Source organism: Sphaerothrix gracilis Ecp01 (genome assembly GCF_030405905.1).
GTDB lineage: Bacteria > Cyanobacteriota > Cyanobacteriia > Phormidesmidales > Phormidesmidaceae > Sphaerothrix > Sphaerothrix gracilis.
On sequence record NZ_JASATW010000015.1, the window covers coordinates 1 to 24,052 of the forward strand.

Consider the following 24,052-nt stretch of genomic DNA (forward strand, 5'->3'; position numbering starts at 1 on the left):
CGCGTCCCCGCAGCGGCCCTTTTTCTAGCAGCGCCACCCGCCAGCCTCGCTGGGCCAAAGCAGCCCCCAGCAGAATGCCGAGAGTGCCGCCGCAAATCACCACGTCCCAGGGCACTGCTTCTAGCGGCTCAGAACTTTCCGCCACGACATCAGGCACCGGCACATTGCCCGTTCTAAGGGACTGCCACATCTGGTCGGCTTTTCTCAGCCCGCCTAAAACATCGCCGGGAAGCTGGCTTAAAACTTGCTCAGTCAGGGTCATGGAAAATGCAGAGATACTTTCTCTACTCTAACGAGCCTGAGTCAAAACTTCCCAGACGCTACCAGGCCCAGGTATCGCGCCACTTCACCGTGCCGGACTCCACCAAGACCCAGCGCCGCGCGACTAAATTCTCGCGGATAGGCGAAGTCCCTTCCCGCAGCATGACGTATTTGTAGGTAATCAGCTTACCAGCGCTTTCGTTGAAGGGAATCTCGCCAAACCAGGTGTTTGAATTGATGTATTCCAGCCAGTGAGCCTTACCAATATCCCAGTTCCCCAGTTCCGGGCAGTCGCCAATCACGGCGATTACCTCTCCCGGCTGGGTGTCTACCCCGTTGAGCTGGGCCCGCACGATAGTTTGCCCTTTGACCCGTTCTCCCACATGACTGAGGACGATCACCTCTCGCGCTGCCAGCTCCAGCCCGCTGATATTACCTGCTTCTACTTCAAACTTGCGCTGGGTCAAAATGCAGGTATGTTCGCCATCGGGGAAGTCCGCTTCGACTAAATCAACCGTCGTCGCCTCTCCCCGGTTCATCGCCACGAAGCAGCGCGAATCGCGGTACTGGCGCGTATAGCAGTAGACATCGGGCATCACATATTTGGGCCACTGACCGCCCAGGGCAACGGCGGGGTTGAGTCGGCGCAGACCTGACAGCCGCCGGATGTACTGATACAGATCGGTGGTGGTGTCCCAGCTTTCCATCATCGGCCGGTTGTAGGGATCGTTGCCGTAGTCAGTGTCGTTGTGGAGATACTGCTCGGTGCCGTAGTAGACACAGGGGATACCGCGTGAAGTCATAATCAGGGCGATCGCCACCTGTAGCATTGCCGGATCCGGGTTGAGCGACTGAAACCGGGGCATGTCGTGATTATCAATAAAGGTAATTAGCTCCGTCGCGCCGCAGTAGTTGTGATCGAGATCGAAGATACCTTGAACCAGTTGAAATCCCTCTTCAGCCCCCTGTCCCAAAGCGGCCCGCACCGCTACGCATAGGCCAAAATCCAGCACTGTCATACCGGAGTTGTTAGCAAACTCGACCGAGCGCTCATCTTCGGGGTGATTGTAAATCCACTCGCCAAATACAAACACGTCGGGGCGATGGGTCAAGATGTCAGCGTTAAACTCCTGCCAGAACCAGATAGGCATGTGCTTGACTGTGTCTACCCGCAGCGCATCCACACCGCGATCGAGCCACTGCTTAATTGCCGACTTGATGTAGTTGCGATAGTCGGCGTTGTTTTCGTTAAAGGTGGCTAAGCCCGCCATTTCGCAGTTGTGTACCTGCCACTCATCTTCCCAGTCCACCACTTCGCCGTAGTGGTGATACCAGTGCTCTTTGTCATGGTCAAAATCGACGATTTTAACGCCATCGTCGTACAGCTCTCCTTTTACGCCCTCAATATCAGGGCTGCTGTGATTGCAGACCACATCCAGCACCAGCTTCATGCCGCGCCGATGTAGCGCTTCAATCAGGCGATCAAAGACAGTATTGCGGATTTCCTGAGTATCGTTGAGAGAAGGATTTTCGTCCTTACCAATGAAGCGAGGGTTCAGCCGCTTAAAATCCTTCGTCCAGTAGCCGTGTATGGCGGCACTTTCAATAAATAGTCCTTCTACCTGCTCAAATAAGGGCGTTAGCCAAACGGCAGTGACCCCCATATTCTTCAAATAGTCGAGCTTATCAATCACCCCCTGCAGGTCGCCGCCCCAGTATTTGCCCCACTCCGTTCGAGTAGCGTCATACAGCTCTGGATTGGGTCCTTCGCTGTTGTCCGGATCGCCATCGTGAAAGCGATCGACCACAATGAAGTAAATAGTTTCCTGGCGAAACTCAATATCGCGCGTGTAGAGAAACTCCAGGTCAATATCTTCTTCTTGTCTTTCGACCTTTTCTAGCTCAACCTGAGATTTAGGAGACGTGTAAGCAGGCGTTTGAACCATAAGATTTTCACTGAAGCCTAAGTGAGTAGACTAGAAATTAGATTTAGCTGTTGTAGCAAAAATTTATCGGTCTATCCATTTTAAGAAGTTTCTTTAAATCAAAAGATACGACGCTGGGCAGAGATTTGCTACCGTATACCGCGCCCGCTGTCAGCCGGATTTCTGACAACAAAAAGTTCTAGGCTCGCAGTTGAACCTAGAACTAATGGTAATCCTGCAGTTTGACTCAGGCAGGATTAGTGATGATGATGGCCGTGATGATCGTGATTGTGGTGGTGATCGTGGCTATGGCTGTGGCTGTGAAACTCCTGAGCCTGAGCCTTTGCCAAAGCGGGACTGACAGCTACCGCCTGCTCGTTGAGTAGGGCTGAAATTTGAGGACTGGCCCAATCAGCCGCCATTTTCAAGAAGCGAGGATCTTCATTGACGCAGGGCATCTGCACGTAAGTGACATCGGGCCGTTGCTTCCGCAGGCTGACGATGATGTGCTCTACGTCTAGCAGCGTCTCGTGGTTTTCCGTGGCAAAGCCAATCGGCATAAAGACGATGGCAGTCGCGCCCAAATCCATCAGGTTCTTAGCGGCTAGGGTCGTGTTAGGCTGCGTCCACTCAATCAGCGGCGTATCGTGGTTTAGCCAGCCCACCGAAATCAGCGGATAGCGATAAATCAGCTTCTCGCGCACGGCCTCATACAGCAGCTCACTTTCGCGGATACCTGAGGTAAAGCCCTTAGCTTTATGCGGACAGCCATGATTCATCAGCACAATCCCCGTTTGGGACGGCAGATGAGCGACGGCCAGATCTTTTTGAATCTTGTCGGCTACGATATCGGCCAGCAGGTCGATGTAGGCAGGCTCGTCGTAGAAAGAGGGAATATAGCGGGTGCCTTTCAGCCAGTGCTCGTTGCTGTCGGCTAGCTTGACTAAGGCATCATTCACCTGCTCGACGGCAATGCCGCTGGTGAAAATGGAGTCAACCACTAGCAGCGGATAGATCAGCAGCTTGTCAAAGCCTTCAGCCTTCACCTGCGCTAAAACCTGATCGGGTAGGTGAGGAGCGCAAAAGTTAAAGGCCTTAAAGACCTTAACCCGATCGCCCCACTGCTCTTGAAGTGATTCCTCAATCCCCGCCCGCTGCTTTTCAAAGATGGCGTTGTGAGGGGAAATAAAATTGCCGTGCTGGTGGCTCCACTCGTGCAGGTCAAAAACCGCCAGCAGCTTAGCCAAAGGCGGATAGATCCAGGTCGGCACCGGCGCAAACTTGGCCGTCAGCAGGTTCAACGCCTGCTCGTTGTAGTTAGCAAAGTCTTCGTAGCTCTCAACTTCGCCGTAGCCCATTAGCAGCACCGCAACGCGATCGCCACCTTGGGCAGTTTTAACATCCTGATATTCCAGCTTTTCTGGTGTGGCAACCATGCGAATAGTCTCAATACTGTGCTCATAGCCTAACATCCCCCCTAGGGGGATGTGGGCTTTGTTCAGGTTTAATTAACTTGCAGCAAAAAATCATTGGCTAAAGGCATTAGAACAAATATCGGCGAAATGTGCTGGGGCGCTGTCAGATAACGCGACAATTCGTAATTTATCCCCACAAACGTCGCCGCTCTGGTCCCTTGAGCCTGGTATGGGCATCTCTCAGCAAATTTGGAATATCCAAGCTTTCTGGACATCGGGGCAGGCAGTCACCGCAGTCTGTGCAGCGACTGGCCTTTTGTCCCGCAAACCAGTGACCCGCATTTTCAAACATGCCGTAGCGATATTGGCCGTAAGGGGTCATGTCATAGGCAACGGCTAGGTTCCGCAGCCGCAGCACTTCGGGAATGTGGATGCTTTCGGGGCAGGGCAAGCACTCGTAGCACTGGGCGCAGCGATCGCGGCCCAAGGCATCCGCCTGATGCTGTTCCAGCTGTTGCAAAGCGGCTATTTCTGCCGAGGTCAGTGGCTCATTCCTATCGGCTACTGTCAGCGGCCAGTCGAGTTCATCGGGGCTGGCCGGTCCCAGACTGAGGCTAGTGATGCGGCGATCGCTCAGCAGCCAGCGATAGGTCAGCTCTAAAGGGGAATAGGGGGCGCAGAGGTTTTCTAACCGAGACGGCGGCGTATAGAGCAGTCCGCCCTTGTCGGCAGGAGAAATAATGAAAATACCTAAGTCCTGCTGCTGGGCCAGAGCGATCGCGGCGGCGTGGCGCTGAAAAAAGTAGTAGTAGTGCAGATTGACAAACTCAAAATAGCCGGTCTGCAGCGTGGCCAGAATGAGTTCTAGCGAACCGTGAGTGGAAAAGCCGATGTGCCGCACCCGACCGTCTGCCAGGGCCGCCTGTATAACCTCCAGACAGCCTGACTGGGTCCATTGCAGATGCTCTGGCGTATTGATGCCGTGTAGGGCCAGGCAGTCTAAATAGTCCGTTTGCAGATGCTCTAGGGACTGGTCAATTTGCCGCGCTAGCTGCTCGGCATCGGGGGTGGGGGGAATCTTCGTGGTGAGATAAAGCTGCGATCGCCCTCCTAGCTCTCCAGAGCGCAGCAGCCGACCCAGGTAGCGCTCACTAGCCCCATAGCCCTGGGCTGTTTCTAAGTGGTTAATGCCTCGCCTGACGGCAGCAGTCACAGTTTGCCTAAAGGCTGCCTCCGACTTCAGGCAGCGCATTGTTCCTAAAGAAAAAACCGAAAGCGGTAGCTCAGTTTTGCCAAAGCGGCGATAGCGCATCAGGAATCGCTGCTAATCGAGCGTCCTCGCTGCGAAAAATCAGAGGGATTGAGATTTGAGATAAAGTCGTGGAAGGCTTGCTTCTCGGCTTCATCGGCGTCGCGGTCAACCGGAATTGAGGCATCGGCAACCACTTCTTCCATCACCCAAATCGGCGAGTCGGTGCGCAGGGCAATCGCGATCGCATCGCTGGGACGGGCATCGATGTCCTTCTTCTCTTCCCCTTTGATTACCTTCAAAACCGCGTAGAATGTGTTGTCCCGCAGCGCATGAATGACAACCTTCTCCAACTCCATTTCCCACTCGTCGATCAGATTGACAAATAAATCATGGGTCAAAGGCCGAGCCGGAAGCTGATTTTCCAAGGCGCTAATGATCGACTTGGCCTGGTCGGGGGCGATGTAGATGGGCAGGGCACGCCTTTCTGAAGCATCTCTGAGTAACACAATCGGACTGCGAGAAACTGCATCAAGGGCAATTCCGGCAACTTTCATCTCAATCATGGGATTAGCCTCTAGACTCGGAGCAGGGAAAGTGAACTTTTGGTTACTCAGTGGACTAGATCCATATATTAAGCCAGGATTTAACAACTATCCGTGGCTAGTAAAAATACTCTAATAAACTGAAATTACTATACTTCTCTAAGGTATCAAGTCTGGCTCAGCCAGTTATGCCGATATGATGAAAAGTGAACAATTTAAGCAGAACTTAGCGGTTAGAGCTAGCTGACAGAGTCGGCAACCCTTAACCTCAAACCTGCCTAAACAATTTCCAGTATGCCCCGAACTCTGCTGAGATGGGCAGAGTTGACGAGAAGAATTTACTGCTTTCAGCTAAAAATCTGTGTTTACTGGCCTGATTCAAACTATAGGAACCCTGTCTTATTCCCAACCAGAGCAGTTGAAAGTCACCTGTTCTGGTGCTAGCGGCGATCGCCTGGTGCAGACCCTGGAATACGGCGACAGCATAGCGGTTGATGGCGTCTGCCTCACGGTTGAGGAGATTTTGCCCCAGGGCTTTACGGCCTCAGCCTCACCTGAAACCCTGAACCGCTCCGTTCTAGGTAAGCGGCAGGAAGGGGCTCAGGTCAATCTAGAAGCTTCGCTACGGGTCGGCAGTAAAATTGGCGGCCACTTTGTCACCGGCCACGTAGACGGCAGCGGTCAGCTAGAAAAGTCCGCAGAGGTCGCCAATGCCTGGGAAATGAGCTTCAGCCTCACTGAGGCCAGAGTTGCTCGCTACATCGTCCCTAAAGGCAGCATTGCCGTGAACGGCGTCAGCCTGACGGTGGCTGACTGCGACTCAGACGGCAACTGGTTTACGGTGGCGGTGATCCCGGTGACCTATGGGGAAACGAACCTGCAGTATCTCCAACCCGGCGACTGGGTGAACCTGGAAGGGGATATTTTGGGCAAATACGTGGAGAAATTTGCCTTTTTGCAGGCAAAAAGCGATCGCGCTTTAACCCCCTCAGCCGCCCCGATCACCCCCGATTTTCTAGCTGAACACGGCTACCTTTAGCCCCCCGTCAGCCAGCTAGGGGCAAAAAAGGGTTTCGCGGGTGCTGCGTCCGGTGACGGGATTCGTGCCGGCAGCCACCTCGCACAGCATATCGTTAGTCTTAGGATCTAAAAGGACGTCGGTGAAGTCTGCGCCCTCAATCGTGGCGGCGCGAAAGTCCGTATTAAAGGTATAAGCCCCTTCCAGAATGGCGTTGGTTAAGTTGGCCCGGGTCAACCGCGCCCCGTCTAAGGTTGAGTAGCGCAAATCGGTCCCCTCTAAGTTGGCCCGGCTCATTGTGGTGTCAAATAAGCGCACCCCTTGCAGATTCGCCCCGCTCAGGTTGGCATCAGCCAGATCGGCTCTGGTATAGTCATTGCCCCGCAGATCCTGACCGGAAAAGTCCTGCATTCGTAGATTTTGTCGATCAAAGCTCTCAGCCCTGACTGCGGGTAGCCAGCTTGTCCAAGCGATCGCGATCGCCAGCCCGACCAAAAGCAACCGCGTGGTTTTTGAGAGTAGCCGTGACATCCACATGGTTCTAATGCCTTAATTCTCCAACTCCAAGAAAGCTACCTTGATCCTACTAGGAAGCTGACATACTTCAACAAAAAGGCTCCCGCTCAGCAGCGGAAGCCTTTTCTAAACTCATCTGAAACTCTCAGTGAGAACCTAATGCTCTAGTCGAGATCAGGCATCGAGAGTACCGGCTCAGTGATGCGATCGAGTCCCTTCTCAAAGCCAGCCTCAGCAGCGCGGGCGCGGCCGGCATGCCAGAGGTGACCAATCAGGAAGAAGAAGCCCAAGACGAAGTGAGACGTAGACAACCACTGACGGGGGTTCACAAAGTTAACAGAGTTAATCTCAGTGATAATACCGCCCACAGAGTTGATGGAGGCGTTAGGAGCGTGAGTCATGTACTCAGCCGCGCGGCGAATCTGCCAGGGCTGAATATCATTCTGCAGCTTTTCTAGGTCTAGGCCGTTGGGGCCGCGAAGAGGCTCCAGCCAGGGACCTTGGAAGTCCCAAAAACGCATGGTTTCACCACCAAAGATGATCTCACCTGTAGGAGAACGCATCAGGTACTTACCCAGACCCGTTGGGCCTTGAGCCGCACCAATGTTGGCACCCAGGCGTAGGTCGCGCACCAAGAAGGTCATTGCCTGAGCCTGAGAGGCTTCTGCGTTGGTTGGGCCGTAAAACTCACTGGGATAAGCAGTGTTGTTGAACCAAACGTAGCAGGAAGCAATGAAGCCCATGAGAGAGAGGGCACCTAGGCTGTAGGAGAGATAAGCCTCACCCGACCAGATAAAGGCGCGACGGGCCCAGCCAAAAGGCTTAGTCAGAATGTGCCAAATACCGCCAGCGATACAAATCAGGCCAACCCAAATGTGACCACCGATGATGTCTTCCATGTTGTCAACACCGATGATCCAGCCCTCTCCACCAAAGGGAGAGGTCAGCAGATAGCCAAAGATCGTGGCCGGATTGAGCGTCGGGTTGGTAATAACGCGAACATCACCGCCACCCGGGGCCCAACTGTCATAGACACCGCCTAAGAAACAAGCTTTGATCACCAGCAAGAAAGCACCGCAGCCCAACAGAATTAGGTGGATACCGATGATGGTGGTCATCTTGTTCTTATCCTTCCAGTCATAGCCAAAGAAGGAAGAATACTCTTCTAGCGTCTCAGGTCCACGAACGGCATGATAAATACCGCCCAAGCCTAAAACAGCAGAAGAAATTAGGTGCAGCACACCTACAACGAAGTAGGGAAACGTATCAATCACTTCTCCACCAGCACCTACGCCCCAGCCTAGGGTGGCTAAGTGAGGCAGTAGGATGAACCCTTGCTCATACAAAGGCTTCTCAGGAACAAAGTGAGCGACCTCGAATAAGGTCATTGCGCCAGCCCAAAAAACGATGAGGCCAGCATGAGCGACGTGAGCGCCCAGCAGTTTACCAGACAGATTGATTAAACGTGCATTACCAGCCCACCAGGCGAATCCAGTTGATTCCTGGTCGCGGCCAGCAATGTAAGAGTTACTAGAGAGCGTTACCACGTGGCAGTACCTCTTCGGGGAATACAAACTTCTCGTGCGGTTGGTCAGTCGGCGCCATCCAAGCGCGCAGTCCTTCGTTCAGCAAGATGTTCTTGGTGTAGAACGTCTCAAACTCCGGATCCTCCGCCGCTCGAATCTCCTGCGATACAAAGTCATACGCTCGCAGGTTCAATCCTAAGCCAACCACGCCCACTGCGCTCATCCACAAGCCTGTGACAGGCACAAACAACATGAAAAAGTGCAGCCAGCGCTTGTTCGAAAACGCAATACCGAATATCTGTGACCAGAATCGGTTCGCCGTCACCATCGAATAGGTCTCTTCTGCCTGCGTCGGCTCGAAGGCCCGGAAGGTGTTGGCATTCTCGCTGTCCTGGAACAAAGTGTTCTCTACCGTCGCACCGTGGATCGCACACAGCAAAGCGCCTCCCAAGACGCCCGCCACACCCATCATGTGGAACGGGTTCAACGTCCAGTTGTGGAAGCCTTGGAAGAACAACAGGAAGCGGAAGATAGCCGCTACCCCGAAGCTCGGTGCGAAAAACCAGCTCGACTGACCCAACGGGTACATCAAAAACACTGATACAAACACCGCTATCGGCGCGCTGAAGGCGATGGCGTTGTAAGGACGAATCCCCACCAGCCGCGCAATCTCAAACTGGCGCAGCATGAAGCCAATCAAACCAAAAGCACCGTGCAGCGCCGTGAATGTCCACAAACCGCCAATCTGGCACCAGCGCACAAAGTCGCCTTGGGCTTCAGGTCCCCACAACAGCAGCAAAGAGTGACCCATGCTGTCTGCCGGTGTCGAAACCGCAACGGTCAAAAAGTTGCAGCCTTCCAGATAGGAAGAAGCCAGTCCGTGGGTGTACCAGGAGGTGACGAAGGTCGTACCAGTCAGCCAGCCCCCTATCGCCATGTAGGCGCAGGGAAACAAAAGCAGGCCTGACCAGCCGATGAATACAAATCTATCGCGCTTCAGCCAGTCGTCGAGGACGTCGAACCATCCCCGCCCGGCTTGTGCGCGTCCCATTGCTATGGTCATATCAAATCCTCATTAATATGGCATCAAGTCCTGTTGGCCTTGCCTCTTTAATTTTCGGCGAGCGAAAACTATTTGGAGACGAGGACAGATTCATAAGTCAGCTAACAATGCTGAATGAAAACAGCAGGTATAAATCCCTACTCTGATCAGGCTTATGAATCAGCGTTAGGCAGCTATGGGAAACTACCTTAAGGATTCAAGATTTCTACTTATCATAAGTAGAGATTCAAAATTTTACAATCTGACATGTGAATTCTCAGAAAAGCGCGTAGGTCTTCACCTCCTGCCATCAGAGAATTTCACCCACCTCAGAATCCGTATCCAAGGGCTTTATCCCATATTAAGCATTTTTCGTAACTGCTAATATGAGTTTCTGCGATCTTGGCTAGGCAGGGACTATTCAGGGTTTAAGCCTAAATCTTTAGCAAGCCGCGATGTAGCTACGATCGCTTTTCTAGCCTGACTTCGTGATCCCACTCGGTCGAACCGCGATCGCTCGGCAAATCTCCAAATCGTTGCGTTTTGTAAAGAAAACCCCTGATCCCTAGCCACAACAGGCATTGGCTTGTCGAATTTACTTAAGAAATCTTTAAAATTTAGATCTCATTATGTCTATGTCAACGGCTGCTGCTGAAAATATGCGTCTACGCCGGGAGGTCTTAGGTGCCCGGCGACTGAGCAACTACTGGTGGGCTACGATTGTGACGGTTGGTGGGCTGGGTTTTTTCTTGGCCAGTATTTCTAGCTATCTCAAAGTCAATCTGCTGCCTTTTGCCAATCCGACGGAACTGATTTTTGTGCCCCAGGGTATTGTCATGGGCTTTTACGGGGTTGCGGCCTTGCTATTGGCCACTTATCTATGGCTGATTATTTCCTGGGACGTCGGCGGTGGCTATAACGAGTTTGATAAGCAGAGCGGCCAATTTACGGTCTTTCGCTGGGGCTTTCCGGGCCAGAACCGCGAGATCAAGGTCAGTGAAGCGTTGGACGATATTCAGGCTGTCAAAGTGGCTATTAAAGAGGGGCTTAATCCCAAGCGGGCTTTATATTTGAGGGTTAAGGGACGCGGCGAAATTCCGCTAACGCGAGTTGGACAGCCCTTGGCACTGTCAACCCTGGAAAATCAGGGCGCTGAGCTGGCCCGATTTCTACAAGTTCCTTTGGAAGGGCTTTAGCTGCCCGTAGCTAGCTGCGTCTGTCAGCTCAGGGTGGCGGGTGGACTTCAGGCTGAGGCGCTTCAGGAGAAGCTTTTCAGCTATCAGTCAGAAAAGGCTTGACAGAGTGCTAGACCTCGAAGAAGGTAACTTGGTTAACCGAAATCGTGGGACAATTGTGCTTCCAAGCTGTTGTAAGGCAAATTGAGCAATGATAAAAACAGCGAAATTTGGGTGGATTTCTTTGCTGCTTGTGACCGTTCTGTTTTTGGCAGGGTGTACGGGCACAGATTCTGCTGAGCCGGAAGCGGCCTCCTCGGCGGCTGAATCAGCTCCGGCGGACGTTGTGGTAGAACCCGGAACCAGCGCTGGGCTGCCCGTTTTAGAAGGGACGGCCACGGTTGAATTAGTCGTTAACGGCTCGCCCATTGTGATTGAGGTGAACGGAGAAGAGGCTCCGATTACGGCGGGCAACTTTGTTGACCTCGTGCAGCGAGGCGTCTACGACGATACGGTTTTTCACCGGGTTGTCCGGGAACCTGAACCTTTTGTCGTGCAGGGTGGCGATCCGCTAAGCAAAGATCCCAATATCCCGACTCAGCAGTTGGGAACAGGCAGCTTTGTTGATCCTGATACGGGTGAAGCCCGATATATTCCGCTAGAAATCAAGCCGTCCGGGGCCGATGAGGCTGTCTACAGTCAGACCCTAGCTGAAGCCGGAATTTCTGAAGTGCCCGAACTCCGGCACAGTCGCGGCGCGGTAGCAATGGCGCGATCGCAGTTTCCCGACTCTGCCTCAGCTCAGTTCTATATCGCGCTGGCAGACCTGCCCTTTCTCGACGGAAGCTATGCCGTTTTTGGCGAAGTGACCGAAGGGATGGACGTGGTAGACAATATTCAGCAAGGGGATGTGATTGAGTCAGCTGAAGTTACCGCAGGTCTAGAAAATCTGAAAACGGCTGACTAGCCTGTTTTTGCTGTGGAGGTTGTCGTCACTGGTATTGGGCTGACAACGGCCTTGGGGGCAGACGCTGAGAAAAATTGGAAAAGGCTGCTAGCAGGGGAGGGAGCGATCGCGCTGCAGCAGCCTTTTCTAGATCTGCCGCCTCGGCCAATGGCGCTGATTGGCTCTGGCCCTGCCGGTTTAGAACCTATCCTCTCAGAGACGGTTACCGCTGCGATCGCCGATGCCCAGCTTCATCTGCCGCTGCCTGACTGCGGCGTGGTTGTCGGTTCTAGTCGTAGCCATCAGAGCCTATGGGAACAGTTCGCCCAGCAGAGGTTACAGTCCTCTGCTGTCAGGATCGCTGGCGATCGCTGGCTGTCCTCACTACCTCAGCAGCCAGCCGTCACCGTCGCCCGGCAGATTCAAACTCAAGCGTCTGTGCTCTCGCCCATGTCAGCTTGTGCTACCGGCCTGTGGAGCATCATTCAGGGAGCCAGTTTGATTACAAGCGGTTGCTGCGATCGCGTCATTGCTGGTGCGGTCGAAACGCCGATCACTCCTTTGACCCTGGCCGGATTTGACAAAATGGGGGCGCTGGCTAAAACCGGCTGCTATCCCTTTGACCGTCAGCGAGAAGGACTGGTTCTAGGAGAAGGGGCTGCCCTCGTTGTCCTGGAATCTCGGCAGAGCGCTCAGCAGCGGCGAGCAAAAATCTACGGTCAGCTGCTGGGATTTGGGGCTACCGCCGATGCCTACCACCTAACCGCGCCGAACCCCAAACCCGGCGCTAGTTTGGCAGCGATTCAAGCCTGCCTTAAGCGATCGCAGCTTCAGCCCACAGAAATTGACTACATCCACGCCCACGGCACCAGTACTCGGATTAACGATGCCAACGAAGCAAACTTAATTCAAAGCCTGTTTTCGGCAAACGTTGCCGTCAGCTCTACCAAGGGAGCGACCGGGCATACCCTCGGGGCTTCAGGAGCCGTCGGTCTAATTTTTAGCCTGTTAGCCCTCAGAGATCAAATTCTGCCCCCCTGCACGGGCCTGCGGGTGGCTGACTTTAACCTCAATCTAGTCACCCAAGCCAGTCCCCAGTCTGTGCAAAATCTCCTCTGCCTCAGCTTTGGCTTTGGCGGGCAAAACGTAGCGATCGCTGTCGGCAAATAGCTGCTATTTTCTAACTCTCCCCCCATTCCCAGTTCCCTTTGCTCAAGCTTCCTCACTGCCCAATCTCACACGGCCTCAATCGCGGCTACTGCTGCTTCTAGCGCGATCGCCACATGAGTCCAATGGGTTCCCCCCTGGCAGTAGACAATGTAGGGCGATCGCAGCGGCCCATCAGCAGAGAGTTCAGAAGTGCTGCCGTCAATAAACGTGCCGCCCGCCATCACCAGTTCGCTCTCATAACCTGGCATCTCAGCCGGTACCGGGCTGATGTAGGCTCCAACTGGAGAATGCTGCTGAATTGCCTGACAAAAGGCAACCAGTTTTGTAGCCGAGCCGAGTTCTATGGCCTGAATCACATCTCGCTGAGATGCTTCTGGTCCCGGACTGACCGGATAGCCAAGCTGATCAAACACATGGGCAATCAGATAGTTACCTTTGAGGGCTTCCCCGACCATTTGCGGCGCTAGAAACAGTCCCTGAAATAGCAAGCGGGTTTGCTCTAGGGTGGCCCCACCGCTGCTGCCGATGCCGGGGGCGGTTAAACGGCAGGCAGCCGCCTCAACTAAGTCTGCTCGCCCAGCCACATAGCCACCTGTCGGCGCAATGGTGCCGCCAGGATTTTTAATCAGCGAGCCGGCAATTAAATCTGCTCCCACTGCCGTAGGTTCACGATCTTCGATAAACTCGCCGTAGCAGTTGTCCACAAAGCAAATCGTTTCGGGATTTTGCTGCTTCACGAGCTGCACAACGCGGTGGATATCCGCAATTGACAGGCTCGATCGCCAACTATAGCCACAGGAGCGCTGAATTAGCACTAGGCGCGTTTCGGGCCTGATCGCCGTAGTCAGGGCATTCCAGTCTATTTTTCCGGTATTGGTTAGAGAAATTTCTCTATAAGCAACCCCGAATTCTTTTAATGATCCCTGGCCGTTTCCCCGCAGACCCAACACTTCTTCCAGCGTGTCATAGGGCCTGCCTGCAACCGCTAAAAGCTCGTCTCCGGGCCGCAGAACGCCAAAGAGGGCGCAGGCGATCGCATGGGTGCCTGAGACAAACTGCACTCGCACAATCGCGGCCTCTGCGTCTACAATCGATGCGAAAACCTGATCAAGTACCTGCCGTCCCAGATCATCGTGTCCATAGCCGGAAACGCTGGCGAAATGATGGGGGCCGACCCGGTTCTCTCGGAACGCTGTCAGTACTCGCGATAGATTTTTCTTGACCTGAGCGTCAATTCCATAAAAAATCTGAGATAGTGCTGGTTCTGACAGAGGCAGCTTTGCCAAGCTTTTCATTAATCCTAGTTTTTTGCGATTTAGAGTGATATCGGCTCTATTGTCGCGTGCGAAGGAAGCAAATTGTTCGTAACCTGAGATTTTTCATGACTGTCGCTAAACCTGTTCAACTCTCCTTAAACTGGCCCACCATTGTCTTCATGGTGGCTGTTCACATCGGCGCCCTCTTTGCTCTACTGCCCAGCAACTTTAGCTGGACAGCCGTTGGCGTTGCCCTATTCTTACACTGGTTTACAGGTTGCCTCGGCATCACTCTGGGTTGGCATCGGCTGATTGCCCACCGCAGTTTTCAGGTGCCCAAGTGGTTAGAATACTTTTTCGTCTTTTGCGGCAGCCTAGCCTGCCAACATGGCCCAATTGAGTGGATAGGGCTGCACCGTCACCATCACACCTATTCCGATCAAGAGCCTGATCACCACAACTCAGGCAAAGGATTTTGGTGGAGCCATATGGGCTGGATCTTTTACGAAGTGCCAGCAGAGAAAGATACGCCTCGGTTTACGCGAGACATTGCGAACGATCCGGTTTATTTGTTTTTTGAAAAATATTTCTTCCCCTTACAGGTGGCTTTAGGGGTTCTGCTGTACGCTTTGGGCGGCTGGCCTTTTGTCGTTTGGGGTATCTGTGTACGCCTGGTAGCGGTTTATCACTGCACCTGGCTGGTCAACAGTGCGACTCACAAGTTTGGCTACCGCAACTATGAAACCGAAGATTTTTCCACCAACTGCTGGTGGGTAGCAGTGCTTACCTATGGTGAAGGCTGGCACAATAACCACCATGCTTTTCAATATTCAGCCCGTCACGGCTTGAAATGGTGGGAAGTTGATATGACCTGGATGACAATTCGGGTTCTACAGACGCTAGGTTTAGCGAAGAAAGTAAAGTTGGCAAGCGATCGCGCTTAGGTGCCCGTTTTTTAGGCGACCAGGACGGTCTAGGCTAGATCAGAAAATTTTGGCTGTAGGGGCGTTTAATACTGGCTCCTACAGCTTTTTAATTGCCTTAATTGCCTTGCACAATCTGCTTGATCGTCGTCAAGGCTTCTAGACCAATGATGCCGCCGCTGCGGCCTTCCTGACTAGACATACCCAAAGCAATGCTGGTGCCTTGTTTAGGATTGCGAGAGAACCGAGAAGAGGCGTTGATATAGACAGACGTACTGCTGACGTTGAGCGCAAACTGCCGCCCCTCCGCGTAGGATTCCGTTACCAGGCAGTCAGCGTGGCCGCTGCTGTAGCGGTTAATCCAGGCGATCGCCGCCCTTAAGCTTTCTACCCGCTTGAAGGCAATTTTGGGGCCTAGATAGGGCTGCTGCCAGTCCTGCGAATCCGCTAAAGATAGCTCTGGAAATTCGGCAACTAAAGCTTCATCTCCCTGAAGATCAAAGCCCTGTTCGCGTAGCCGCTGCCACAGGCGGGTCAGCATTGAGCCGGCGTGACTGGTATGCACTAAAACTTTTTCGATCGCGTTGACCGCATCTGGCTCGCCTCGGTGGCTCTCGGTGATCATCTCGTAGACTAGATCTGAGCTGCTAGAGGCTGACCAGTAGAGGTAGCAGTTGCCCATCGTTGAAGCCAAGACCGGAACAGTAGCCTGCCGCTTGATTTGCTGAATGAGGCTGGGCCGCCCGTAGGGAATGACCAAGTTGATATTGGGGAGCTGCACAAGCTGATTGCGCAGGGCATCTCCCTGTTCGGGGGAGAGAAATAGGAGACTGGTTTCAGGCAGTCCGGCCAGGGCGATCGCTTCCTGTAGCACCTGCACAATGATTTGGTTAGTCTGACTGGCTTCGCTGCCGCCCTTAAGTACCAGACCATTGCCAACACGGCAGCACAGGCCCGCTGCGATCGCCCCTAGCTCTGGAAACGCCTCGTACACCAGCGCAATTACCCCTAAAGGCTGAAGCTGATAGTAGGCCGTTGCCGCATCGTGAGCGTAGGGCAGCCTAGACATCTGCGGTGAGGGCGTACCTAGGGCCGATAGACGGCGCAAAATTTTTGTGGCTACCTGCAGACGCTCTGGCGTCAACCGCAGCCAGTCGAGTACGAGATCGGGGACAGCCATTTCGCGGCTGGCTTCCAAATCTAGCGTATTGGCCTCTAAGATTTGATCCTGATTGTTTTCCAGCGCCTGAGCCATCAGCTCTAAAGCATGACTTTTAGTTTCAGTGCCTAGAGAGGCCAGTTTTTGGGCAGATTGAACAACCTGGCGAACCGTTGATACTAAGTCGTGAGAGGGAGAAGCCGAGGTCATTGACACTAACGCCTACAGGCCAACCAAAACATGAACACTAAGAGCATTGAAATCAGCAGCGCCGCCACAATGCGCACCGTCAGACCAGCCGTTGCAGGTGGCTGCAGCGTTGTCAGCAGCAAGATAAAGATAGCAATGCCAAAGATGAAAAAGAATAGAAAAGGGAGATAGTTGCGGCTGAGGCTGCCTCGATCTAGCGTCCACTGCTGATTCACCCAGCGCCAGGCCCGCTTGTAGGGATAGTGGGTTGAAAGCTGTTCAATCACATAGCCGTCTTCTCGCAGGACAAAAATTTGCTGACAGCGATCGCATCCAAATGCTTCAGTCAGCGCAATGGGCACAATACGCCCTCGACGGCGACAGGGACAGGGATAATCCGCTGTTAAATCAACCTTTTGGCTTTTCTTAGAACGCACAATCAGCGGCAGGCAATATAGAGGAAGATTTGATTTTTGTGGCCGGGTTAGCTAAGTTCACATTAGCTAAAGCCTAGCGAATAAAACAAGCCTGTTAGAAGAGGCTTTACGGACTCTCTGACATTTTAGGGGTAAACCTTCTAATCTGGCGCTCGATCTAAGCCCCTATTCATGGCAAGTAGACCAAAATCAGCTCCAGGGACGGATAGCTGCTAGCCTCTAGCAGACTGCGATGCAGCCTGCTGCCCTTACAAAACTGTTCTCCCAAAAATCGCCATCCGGTTTTAACATAGAGCCAGAAAGCGGTTAGAGCAGGATTTACCTTTCCTTTTTGAAAGCGGGTAACGCGATTCGAACGCGCGACATTCACCTTGGCAAGGTGACGCTCTACCACTGAGCTATACCCGCATCTTTTTCAGACTTTATCTAGAATCTCAGATCTAGAAATCTTTGTCAACTCCTTTTTGCCTCTTTGTTTATCGGCTAAACTTCTTCCTGAGAAATCACCTGTGAGCCTGCTGCAGCAAGACTTTGAGGCTCACCACCAGTCAAGCCGTTGGCATCGTTGTTGCGAGGAGCAGCGTGAATTTGCCGCATCAAACTAGCCATTTCCAAAGCACTCATGCCGTAATTCCAGCCCAAGTTACTCTTGATGCCCGCTCGCTCTAACGCCTGCTGCATAGAATCAGTCGTCAGCACGCCAAACACCACAGGCACGCCGGTTTGAAAGCTGGTAGCTGCGATACCTTTAGAAACCTCAGCGGCCACGTAGTCAAAATGGGGCGTCTGTCCGCGAATAACCGCCCCTAGACAAATAATGGCATCGTATCGCCCACTTAGAGCTAGCTGGCGTGCCACCAAAGGCACTTCAAAGCTCCCAGGTACCCAAGCATAATCTACCTGGGTACCTTCAGGGGCTACATCCACACCATGACGCTTCAGGCAGTCTTGACAGCCTTCTAAAAGTTTGCCAGTCACCAGATCATTAAAGCGACCGATTACAAACGCGAATCGGAGCGAACTGCTATCTGTAAAACGACCTTCAAAAACTGCCATAGTCTCCCTGATGAATTAAACAACTAAATAATTTAGACCACCCACGACGACAACCAGTACGCCCCAGAGGATAGAACCTAGCAGAATTAAGCGCTTAGACTGCTCCCAATTCTGGGGAGAAGCGTAGGCTACGGGCACACCCACTACCATGACAAAAGACCAGACAACCAAAGCCAAGAGGGCAATTTGAAACAGAATTGATACCATTTTTTCTCTCCCAAAACAGCAATGTTAAAAACGCTTGCAGCAGCGCAGTTCCTTTCTAAGTTAGGCCCTGCCCTTCAGTCAGCCTTGTTAGTACGCTATCAGAAATTAGACCCCTTGCAAAAGTTCCTCTGCCAACTAGCTGGCGTGATCGTTTCTCCTATTTTTTAGCGCCCTGTGATTTTCCATGCACTTAGTTCTCTGTCATACCACTGCCGATTTTGATACCCTCGGCGCCGCCGTTGGCTTATCCCGTCTTCAGGCCGGTACCCGCATTGTCTTAACCGGCGGCTGTCATCCCACCGTACAGAACTTTCTAGCCCTACACCGAGACGAGTATCCGCTCATTGAGCGGCGGGCGGTTGATCCTGACAAAATTCAGGCGCTTACTTTGGTAGATGCTCAGCAGCGGCAGCGATTTTCACCCGTACAGGACTGGCTCGATCTCGCGGAGCAGCGGCAGCTTGAGATCACTATTTATGACCACCACCTTGAGAGTGAGGCGGATATTGCCGCTCATCACTACCTCATTGAGCCAGTCGGCGCGACGACGACTCTAATTGTGGAGATGCTGCAGCAAAGAGGCCTACAGCCATCACTGGCCGAAGCGACCGTGATGGCGCTGGGCATACATGTTGATACCGGCTCGCTGACCTACGAGCAAGCGACTGCGCGAGACGCTAGAGCGCTGGCCTGGCTCATGGAGCAGGGCGCTAGCATGAGATCTATTTCCGAGTTTGTCGAACCTGGACTTGCGCCTCAGCTTCAGGATTTACTGCCTCAAGCGCTCAGTCAGTTGCAAACCGCCATCATGCAGGGATACCAGCTCGCTTGGGTCTTGCTGCCTTTGGCGGCGTATCTGCCAGGACTATCGGGGCTGGCCAGTCGGCTCATGTCTATCACTAACAGCGATGTCCTACTTTTGGGTGCCCACTATGAACTTAAAGACCCCGGCACTAGCAAGCTAATGGTGATTGGCCGATCGCGCGATCGCCGTCTAGATGAGGGCATCAATCTAGCGCAGCTCTTAGAGCCACTTGGCGGCGGTGGGCATGCCACTGCCGCTGCGGCGACCACCCGTAGCCCAGATCCAGCGCAAACCTTCAATCAGCTCGTTGAGCAGCTCAAGCACCAAGTTCCCCAGCCGCCCACCGCACGGGAACTGATGTCTTCGCCAGTACGCACGATTCGACCGCAGACTACGATCGCAGAAGCCCAGCGGATTTTGCTGCGCTATGGGCATTCCGGCCTTTCGGTGGTCAATGCGGAGGGTAATTTGGTTGGTATCATCTCTCGCCGGGATATTGACTTAGCGCTGCATCACGGCTTTAGTCACGCTCCGGTTAAGGGATACATGAGCACCCGGCTCAAAACCATTACGCCGGAGACGCCACTGCCGGAAATTGAATCGCTAATGGTGACTTACGACGTGGGTCGGCTGCCAGTGCTGGCCGAGAATCAACTTTTGGGCATTGTCACCCGCACTGATGTCCTCAGACAGCGGCAGCAAAAACAGATGGAAGGTGCTTTAAATTCGCCGTCTGAGGCAACTGACTCATCAGCGACGACAGCCAAAACGGTGCAACAGCAGCTCAGCCAGCGGCTGCCAGTGCGGCTGCGGGAAATCTTGCAGCTCATGGCCAAAGCTGCCGCTGAGCGGGGTTGGCATCTCTACGTGGTGGGTGGCGTCGTGCGAGATTTCTTTTTGAGCAAGGCTGACACCCTAGAGTTGCAGGATGTTGACCTGGTAGTAGATGGGTTTTATCAGACTGCTCAGGCGGGGGCCGGTGTTGAGCTAGCGCAACTGGTACAGCAGCGCTATCCGGCCTCTGAGCTACAGGTATATGGTCGCTTTCAAACTGCTGCCCTCATTTGGCATGGTGAGACTGATACGCCTCTGATGATTGATATTGCCACCGCTCGGACTGAGTTTTATCCCTATCCGGCAGCCAACCCCGAAGTAGAAGCTAGCTCGATTCGGCAAGATCTCTACCGCCGCGACTTTACCATCAATGCGATGGCTATTCGGCTGACACCGCCCCAGCCCGGAATGCTGTTGGACTTCTTTGGCGGGCTCATTGATCTGAAGCAGCAGCAGGTGCGCGTGCTCCACGCCAACAGCTTCATTGAAGACCCGACCCGCATCTACCGCGCCGTTCGCTTTGCCGTGCGGCTTCAGTTTCGCATTGAGGCTCAGACAGAAGACTATATTCACTATGCCTTGAGCAGCGGTATTTACAGCAAAATGCAGGAACAGGTAGCCAAGGTGCCGGCGCTGCAAACGCGGCTGAAACGAGAGCTGCAGTATATCCTGGAAGCACCTTACTGGCAGCCAGCCTTGGGATTATTGAACAAGCTGGGTGCCCTGAAATGTTTGCACAGTTCGCTGGAGATGAGCGATCGCCTCTGGCATCAACTCCGCCGCGTTTCTCGCTGGCTAGAGCGCTTTCAGTTTCAAACTGCGATCGCCCCTTGGCAGCTTCGCTTAGAAGTTTTAATTGCCCAGCTTGAGCCTCGTTTTCGCCACTCTGTCGCGACTAACCTACAGCTACCCAATGAGTCTATCGACCGCCTCACCCAGCTAGAAGCGGTCGAGGCCAAACTGCAGCAGACCCTATCGTCGGGTCAGCAGCCCAGCCAGGTTGTCTGGCAGCTTCGCAGCTTCGATTTGCCCCTGCTGCTGCTGGTGAGCGCCCGCCAGCCTCGGCCAATCGGTCAGAAAATATGGCAGTATCTCACCCGCTGGTCACAGGTCAAAGCTCCCATCGATGGCAACGACCTCAAAGCACTTGGCTACCAGCCGGGGCCTCAGTTTAAGCAAATGCTAGACGATGTACTGGCCGCAACGCTTGATCGTCAGATAGAAAATCGCTCAGAAGCGATCGCTTTTGTCATGCAGCGCTATGCTTTACCCCAAGATGCCAGCTAGTCAGCCGCAGTAAAAGCGCTAGGATAAGCGGAGAAAAACGGCTAGCTCTGATTCAAGAAGGTTCTAGCTGGCTTGGGGATCTATGTTCAAGGCTTGAGTTCAGATTTTTTGCCGCACAAATCGCTGACAATGAAGCATTATTCTCGACTGCTGCTGAGTGTTTTTGTCGCTGCGGGCCTGGCAGGTTTAGGGGCTGGCAGTTTTGTTCGTTTTTCGGGCAGTAATGGAGCAGGCACGCTCCGCCTCAATCCAGAGCAAACCTTTCCGGAGCAGGCCGACTGGCCCGTGACTGGCTCAGATGCCGAGTTTGATCGGCCCTTTGTCGCTCCAGATGAAAACTACACGCGGCGAGAGCCAGTGGAAACACCGTTTGAATTTCAGCCAGAAGATCAGTTGGTCACCGAGCCTGAGCCTTGGGCAGAGCGATCGCCCGCTACAGCAATACCTGAATCTGTCTCTGATCCAGCGCAAGATTTTGCCAGTCCCGCTGTTGTAGATGAAACAACCGACGATTTTTTCGTAGACGATGCGGCAACGGTGGACGAATCGATGACAGACTCACCGCCAGAAAGCTGGAGTGAGTCAACGCCCAACCGCCCGAATCCAGATGCGGCAGTTGATAGCGGCGTTCCTGCTCGTTCGGCAGAGAAAACCGTGCCTGCCCCCACCCGCCTAGAAGCGGCTCCAGAAATGTCGGTGCCGCCGTCAGCTGAAAGAGAGCTGTAGAAAATGCGGCAAGACTGACAGCAGCGGGCGGGAGCAATTTAGTTATAATTTGTTGCAGACGTATAAATTATTTTTTCATGAACAATCCTGTCGTTCATGCCTTTTTCATCGGTAGGGCCTTAGCAGAAACCGTCAGCGAGCGAGCGGAACAGCTCGTTTCTGAGGGATTAAGTAATCTGGGTCGCTTTGATGCCGAGCAGCGCGAAAACTTGCGGCATTTCACAGAAGATGTTCTGGCGCGGGCGCAGCGGGAGGAAGCCGAAGCACTTAATAATCCGGCTGCCACCAGCAGCACTGCCCCCGAAACCTCTACCCAGGATTTGCAAGCTACTATTGATAATCTAAGAGCTGAAATTGCTCAGGTCAGAGCTACGCTGCAGCAGTATCGGACAACGGCTAGCTAAAGCCTGGCTGCGCTAGTTTTGATTTTCTCTTACGCTAATAGCATTGACCTATGCCAGGAGCCTGAGTGTCTGCCCTCTCTAGAGATCCAGAACCATCTTCATCTGATGCGGTTGCCGCAGATGAACTGACTGCATTTGCTGAAACCTCCGCTTCTAGCTCGGCCCCCGTCTCTCATGCAGTAGATTCTTATACCCACGCGCTGGATTCAGAGGTAAGCCAGCAGCCTTCACCTGCTGCGGATGCTGGGCCTTTGCTGACAGATGCAGGCGGTCAGAAGCGGCCCCAGTATTACACAGAGAATGCTTATCGGTGGAATCGCAGCCATTACTCAACAACTCGGCGCTTCATCGATATCTGGTCGTTTGTGCTGCGGTTGCTTTCGGCTCGCTGGCTGTATAGCAAAGCCTGGAGCTACAGCAATCAGACCATTACCGACAAGAAGCAGGCGATTCGGCGGCGCCGCCAAGCTGTCTGGATTCGTGAGATGCTGCTGGACTTGGGGCCGACATTCATCAAGGTAGGGCAGTTCTTTTCAACTAGGGCCGATTTATTTCCGGTTGAGTATGTCGAAGAGCTTTCTAAGCTGCAAGATCGGGTGCCGGCTTTCAGCTACGACCAGACGCGCCAAATCGTAGAGGAAGATCTAGGCAAGCCTATTCAAACCCTTTACCGCAGCTTTGATCCCATACCTTTAGCAGCGGCTAGCTTAGGGCAGGTCCATCGGGCGCAGCTCCACTCTGGCGAAGAAGTCGTTGTCAAAGTGCAGCGTCCGGGCCTCAAAAAGCTCTTTACTATTGATCTGAAAGTACTCAAAGGAATTGCCCGCTACTTTCAGAGTCACCGAGAATGGGGCCGGGGGCGAGACTGGATTGGCATTTATGAGGAGTGCTGCCGCATCCTTTGGGAAGAAATTGATTATTTAACCGAAGGCCGTAACGCTGATACTTTTCGGCGTAATTTTGCTGAAGAGGATTGGGTTAAAGTTCCTCGTGTCTACTGGCGCTATGCCTCTCCCCGTGTTCTGACCCTAGAGTACCTACCGGGTATTAAGATTAGCCACTACGAAGCTTTGGAAGCGGCAGGTCTAGATCGCAAGCGTTTAGCGTATTTAGGTGCTAGAGCCTATTTGCAGCAGCTCTTAAATGATGGTTTTTTCCATGCCGATCCGCATCCTGGTAATATTGCGGTGAGTCCAGAGGGTGCACTCATCTTCTATGACTTCGGCATGATGGGTCAGGTGCAGCCGCTAACGCGGGAGCGCCTAATGCGTACCTTTTTCGGTATTGCTCAGCGTGATGCCGATCGGGTCATGGCTTCCCTGGTTGAACTGGGGGCATTAGCTGAGATTGACGATATGGGGCCAGTGCGGCGCTCAATCCAGTACATTCTGGATAACTTCATGGATCAACCCTTTGAAGAACAGTCAATCAATGCCATCAGCGATGACCTCTACGCGGTTGCCTACGATCAGCCTTTTCGCTTTCCGGCAACTTTCACCTTCGTCATGCGGGCTTTCTCGACTCTGGAAGGAGTCGGTAAAGGGCTTGATCCCGATTTTAATTTCATGGAAGCTGCTAAACCTTTTGCAACACAGCTCATGACTAACGGAAACTCAACAGATCCTAATAACAGCCTGCTGGGTGAGCTAGGGCGTCAGGCCGCTCAGGTGAGCAGCACGGCGCTAGGTCTTCCCCGACGAATTGAGGACACGCTGGAAAAGCTGGAGCGCGGCGATATTCGCGTACGAGTGCGCTCGATTGAAACGGATCGAATTTTGCGGCGAGTGAGCGGCGTCAACATGGCGACTAATTATTCTCTGCTAATTGGTGCCTTTACGCTCTCAGCCACTATTTTGTTGGTTTCCGAATTTCTCTGGCTAGCAGGCATTATCGCCGCGATCGCAGCCCTGTTAGGATTTGCCTTAATACGACTCTTAATCCAGCTCAGCCGAGCTGAACGCCTGCCTTGACCCCGGAGGTA

General features: G+C 53.3%; 21 protein-coding genes, 1 tRNA gene and 1 pseudogene. 9 read left to right on the plus strand and 14 right to left on the minus strand.

Translation table 11 applies throughout. The annotated features are described in order from the left end of the window. The 5 genes and pseudogenes from QJQ48_RS16945 to QJQ48_RS16965 form a co-directional block, all read right to left on the minus strand. Positions 1–262: pseudogene (locus QJQ48_RS16945) on the minus strand (FAD-binding oxidoreductase); the annotation flags it as partial. A gap of 58 nt (positions 263–320) precedes the next feature. Next, positions 321–2,207 (minus strand): alpha-amylase family glycosyl hydrolase, encoded by a 1,887-nt coding sequence (locus tag QJQ48_RS16950; protein ID WP_346292429.1) that lies wholly within the window; start codon positions 2,205–2,207, stop codon positions 321–323. A 236-nt stretch (positions 2,208–2,443) separates the two neighbouring features. Beyond that, the gene (locus QJQ48_RS16955) at positions 2,444–3,622 is read right to left on the minus strand and encodes a ferrochelatase (RefSeq protein ID WP_346292430.1); all 1,179 of its coding nucleotides are present in this window, start codon (positions 3,620–3,622) and stop codon (positions 2,444–2,446) included. A 166-nt stretch (positions 3,623–3,788) separates the two neighbouring features. Further along, entirely contained in the window at positions 3,789–4,913 is a 1,125-nt protein-coding gene (locus tag QJQ48_RS16960; RefSeq protein ID WP_346292431.1) for an aldo/keto reductase, read from the minus strand. Beyond that, positions 4,913–5,416: a bifunctional nuclease family protein gene (locus QJQ48_RS16965; protein ID WP_346292432.1), complete on the minus strand. Its 504-nt coding sequence runs from the start codon at positions 5,414–5,416 to the stop codon at positions 4,913–4,915. Before QJQ48_RS16965 ends, QJQ48_RS16960 begins: the two co-directional genes overlap by 1 nt. 340 nt (positions 5,417–5,756) lie before the next feature. Between QJQ48_RS16965 and ribE the strand changes: the two genes are divergently transcribed. Continuing rightward, the gene (ribE, locus tag QJQ48_RS16970; RefSeq protein ID WP_346292433.1) at positions 5,757–6,434 is read left to right on the plus strand and encodes a riboflavin synthase; all 678 of its coding nucleotides are present in this window, start codon (positions 5,757–5,759) and stop codon (positions 6,432–6,434) included. A 15-nt stretch (positions 6,435–6,449) separates the two neighbouring features. Here the strand turns inward: ribE and QJQ48_RS16975 are convergent, their stop codons facing one another. The 3 genes from QJQ48_RS16975 to psbD all read right to left on the minus strand — a co-directional run bounded on the left by QJQ48_RS16975 (position 6,450) and on the right by psbD (position 9,518). Beyond that, positions 6,450–6,944 (minus strand): pentapeptide repeat-containing protein, encoded by a 495-nt coding sequence (locus QJQ48_RS16975; RefSeq protein WP_346292434.1) that lies wholly within the window; start codon positions 6,942–6,944, stop codon positions 6,450–6,452. Positions 6,945–7,093: 149 nt separating this feature from the next. Further along, a complete protein-coding gene (gene psbC / locus QJQ48_RS16980; protein ID WP_346292435.1) occupies positions 7,094–8,476 on the minus strand; it encodes a photosystem II reaction center protein CP43 in 1,383 nt (460 codons plus the stop codon). After that, a complete protein-coding gene (gene psbD, locus QJQ48_RS16985; protein WP_346292436.1) occupies positions 8,460–9,518 on the minus strand; it encodes a photosystem II D2 protein (photosystem q(a) protein) in 1,059 nt (352 codons plus the stop codon). The genes psbC and psbD overlap by 17 nt, the downstream gene beginning before the upstream one ends. Before the next feature lie 608 nt (positions 9,519–10,126). Here psbD and QJQ48_RS16990 point away from each other — a divergent pair. The 3 genes from QJQ48_RS16990 to QJQ48_RS17000 all read left to right on the plus strand — a co-directional run bounded on the left by QJQ48_RS16990 (position 10,127) and on the right by QJQ48_RS17000 (position 12,788). Continuing rightward, positions 10,127–10,693, plus strand: coding sequence for a photosystem I assembly protein Ycf4 (locus QJQ48_RS16990; RefSeq protein WP_346292437.1), 567 nt, complete (start codon positions 10,127–10,129; stop codon positions 10,691–10,693). Between the two features lie 232 nt (positions 10,694–10,925). Next, entirely contained in the window at positions 10,926–11,639 is a 714-nt protein-coding gene (locus QJQ48_RS16995) for a peptidylprolyl isomerase (protein WP_428843060.1), read from the plus strand. A gap of 12 nt (positions 11,640–11,651) precedes the next feature. Next, positions 11,652–12,788, plus strand: a complete 1,137-nt coding sequence (locus tag QJQ48_RS17000; protein ID WP_346292439.1) for a beta-ketoacyl-ACP synthase — start codon at positions 11,652–11,654, stop codon at positions 12,786–12,788. A 65-nt stretch (positions 12,789–12,853) separates the two neighbouring features. Here QJQ48_RS17000 and QJQ48_RS17005 read toward each other — a convergent pair whose 3' ends face one another. After that, positions 12,854–14,083, minus strand: coding sequence for a methionine gamma-lyase family protein (locus tag QJQ48_RS17005; RefSeq protein ID WP_346292440.1), 1,230 nt, complete (start codon positions 14,081–14,083; stop codon positions 12,854–12,856). Between the two features lie 86 nt (positions 14,084–14,169). Between QJQ48_RS17005 and QJQ48_RS17010 the strand changes: the two genes are divergently transcribed. After that, the gene (locus QJQ48_RS17010) at positions 14,170–14,988 is read left to right on the plus strand and encodes an acyl-CoA desaturase (protein ID WP_346292441.1); all 819 of its coding nucleotides are present in this window, start codon (positions 14,170–14,172) and stop codon (positions 14,986–14,988) included. Between the two features lie 97 nt (positions 14,989–15,085). Here the strand turns inward: QJQ48_RS17010 and QJQ48_RS17015 are convergent, their stop codons facing one another. From QJQ48_RS17015 to psbZ, 5 genes are all read right to left on the minus strand, one after another. Continuing rightward, entirely contained in the window at positions 15,086–16,336 is a 1,251-nt protein-coding gene (locus QJQ48_RS17015; protein ID WP_346292442.1) for a glutamate-5-semialdehyde dehydrogenase, read from the minus strand. Between the two features lie 5 nt (positions 16,337–16,341). Further along, entirely contained in the window at positions 16,342–16,752 is a 411-nt protein-coding gene (locus QJQ48_RS17020) for a hypothetical protein (RefSeq protein ID WP_346292443.1), read from the minus strand. A 336-nt stretch (positions 16,753–17,088) separates the two neighbouring features. Continuing rightward, positions 17,089–17,160 (minus strand) — tRNA-Gly (locus QJQ48_RS17025). A gap of 75 nt (positions 17,161–17,235) precedes the next feature. Beyond that, positions 17,236–17,808 carry a 6,7-dimethyl-8-ribityllumazine synthase gene (ribH, locus tag QJQ48_RS17030; protein ID WP_346292444.1) on the minus strand — a complete coding sequence of 191 codons (573 nt, stop codon included), beginning with the start codon at positions 17,806–17,808 and terminating at the stop codon, positions 17,236–17,238. 15 nt (positions 17,809–17,823) lie between these two features. Beyond that, positions 17,824–18,015 carry a photosystem II reaction center protein PsbZ gene (psbZ, locus tag QJQ48_RS17035; protein WP_346292445.1) on the minus strand — a complete coding sequence of 64 codons (192 nt, stop codon included), beginning with the start codon at positions 18,013–18,015 and terminating at the stop codon, positions 17,824–17,826. Positions 18,016–18,199: 184 nt separating this feature from the next. Between psbZ and QJQ48_RS17040 the strand changes: the two genes are divergently transcribed. The 4 genes from QJQ48_RS17040 (at position 18,200) to QJQ48_RS17055 (ending at position 24,041) form a co-directional block, all read left to right on the plus strand. Next, on the plus strand, positions 18,200–20,941 hold the full coding sequence (locus QJQ48_RS17040; RefSeq protein WP_346292446.1) for a CBS domain-containing protein: 2,742 nt from the start codon (positions 18,200–18,202) through the stop codon (positions 20,939–20,941). A 129-nt stretch (positions 20,942–21,070) separates the two neighbouring features. After that, the gene (locus QJQ48_RS17045; protein ID WP_346292447.1) at positions 21,071–21,667 is read left to right on the plus strand and encodes a hypothetical protein; all 597 of its coding nucleotides are present in this window, start codon (positions 21,071–21,073) and stop codon (positions 21,665–21,667) included. Between the two features lie 77 nt (positions 21,668–21,744). Then, the gene (locus tag QJQ48_RS17050; protein WP_346292448.1) at positions 21,745–22,071 is read left to right on the plus strand and encodes a DUF6825 family protein; all 327 of its coding nucleotides are present in this window, start codon (positions 21,745–21,747) and stop codon (positions 22,069–22,071) included. 251 nt (positions 22,072–22,322) lie between these two features. Continuing rightward, positions 22,323–24,041, plus strand: coding sequence for an ABC1 kinase family protein (locus QJQ48_RS17055; RefSeq protein WP_346292550.1), 1,719 nt, complete (start codon positions 22,323–22,325; stop codon positions 24,039–24,041). Positions 24,042–24,052: the final 11 nt, after the last annotated feature.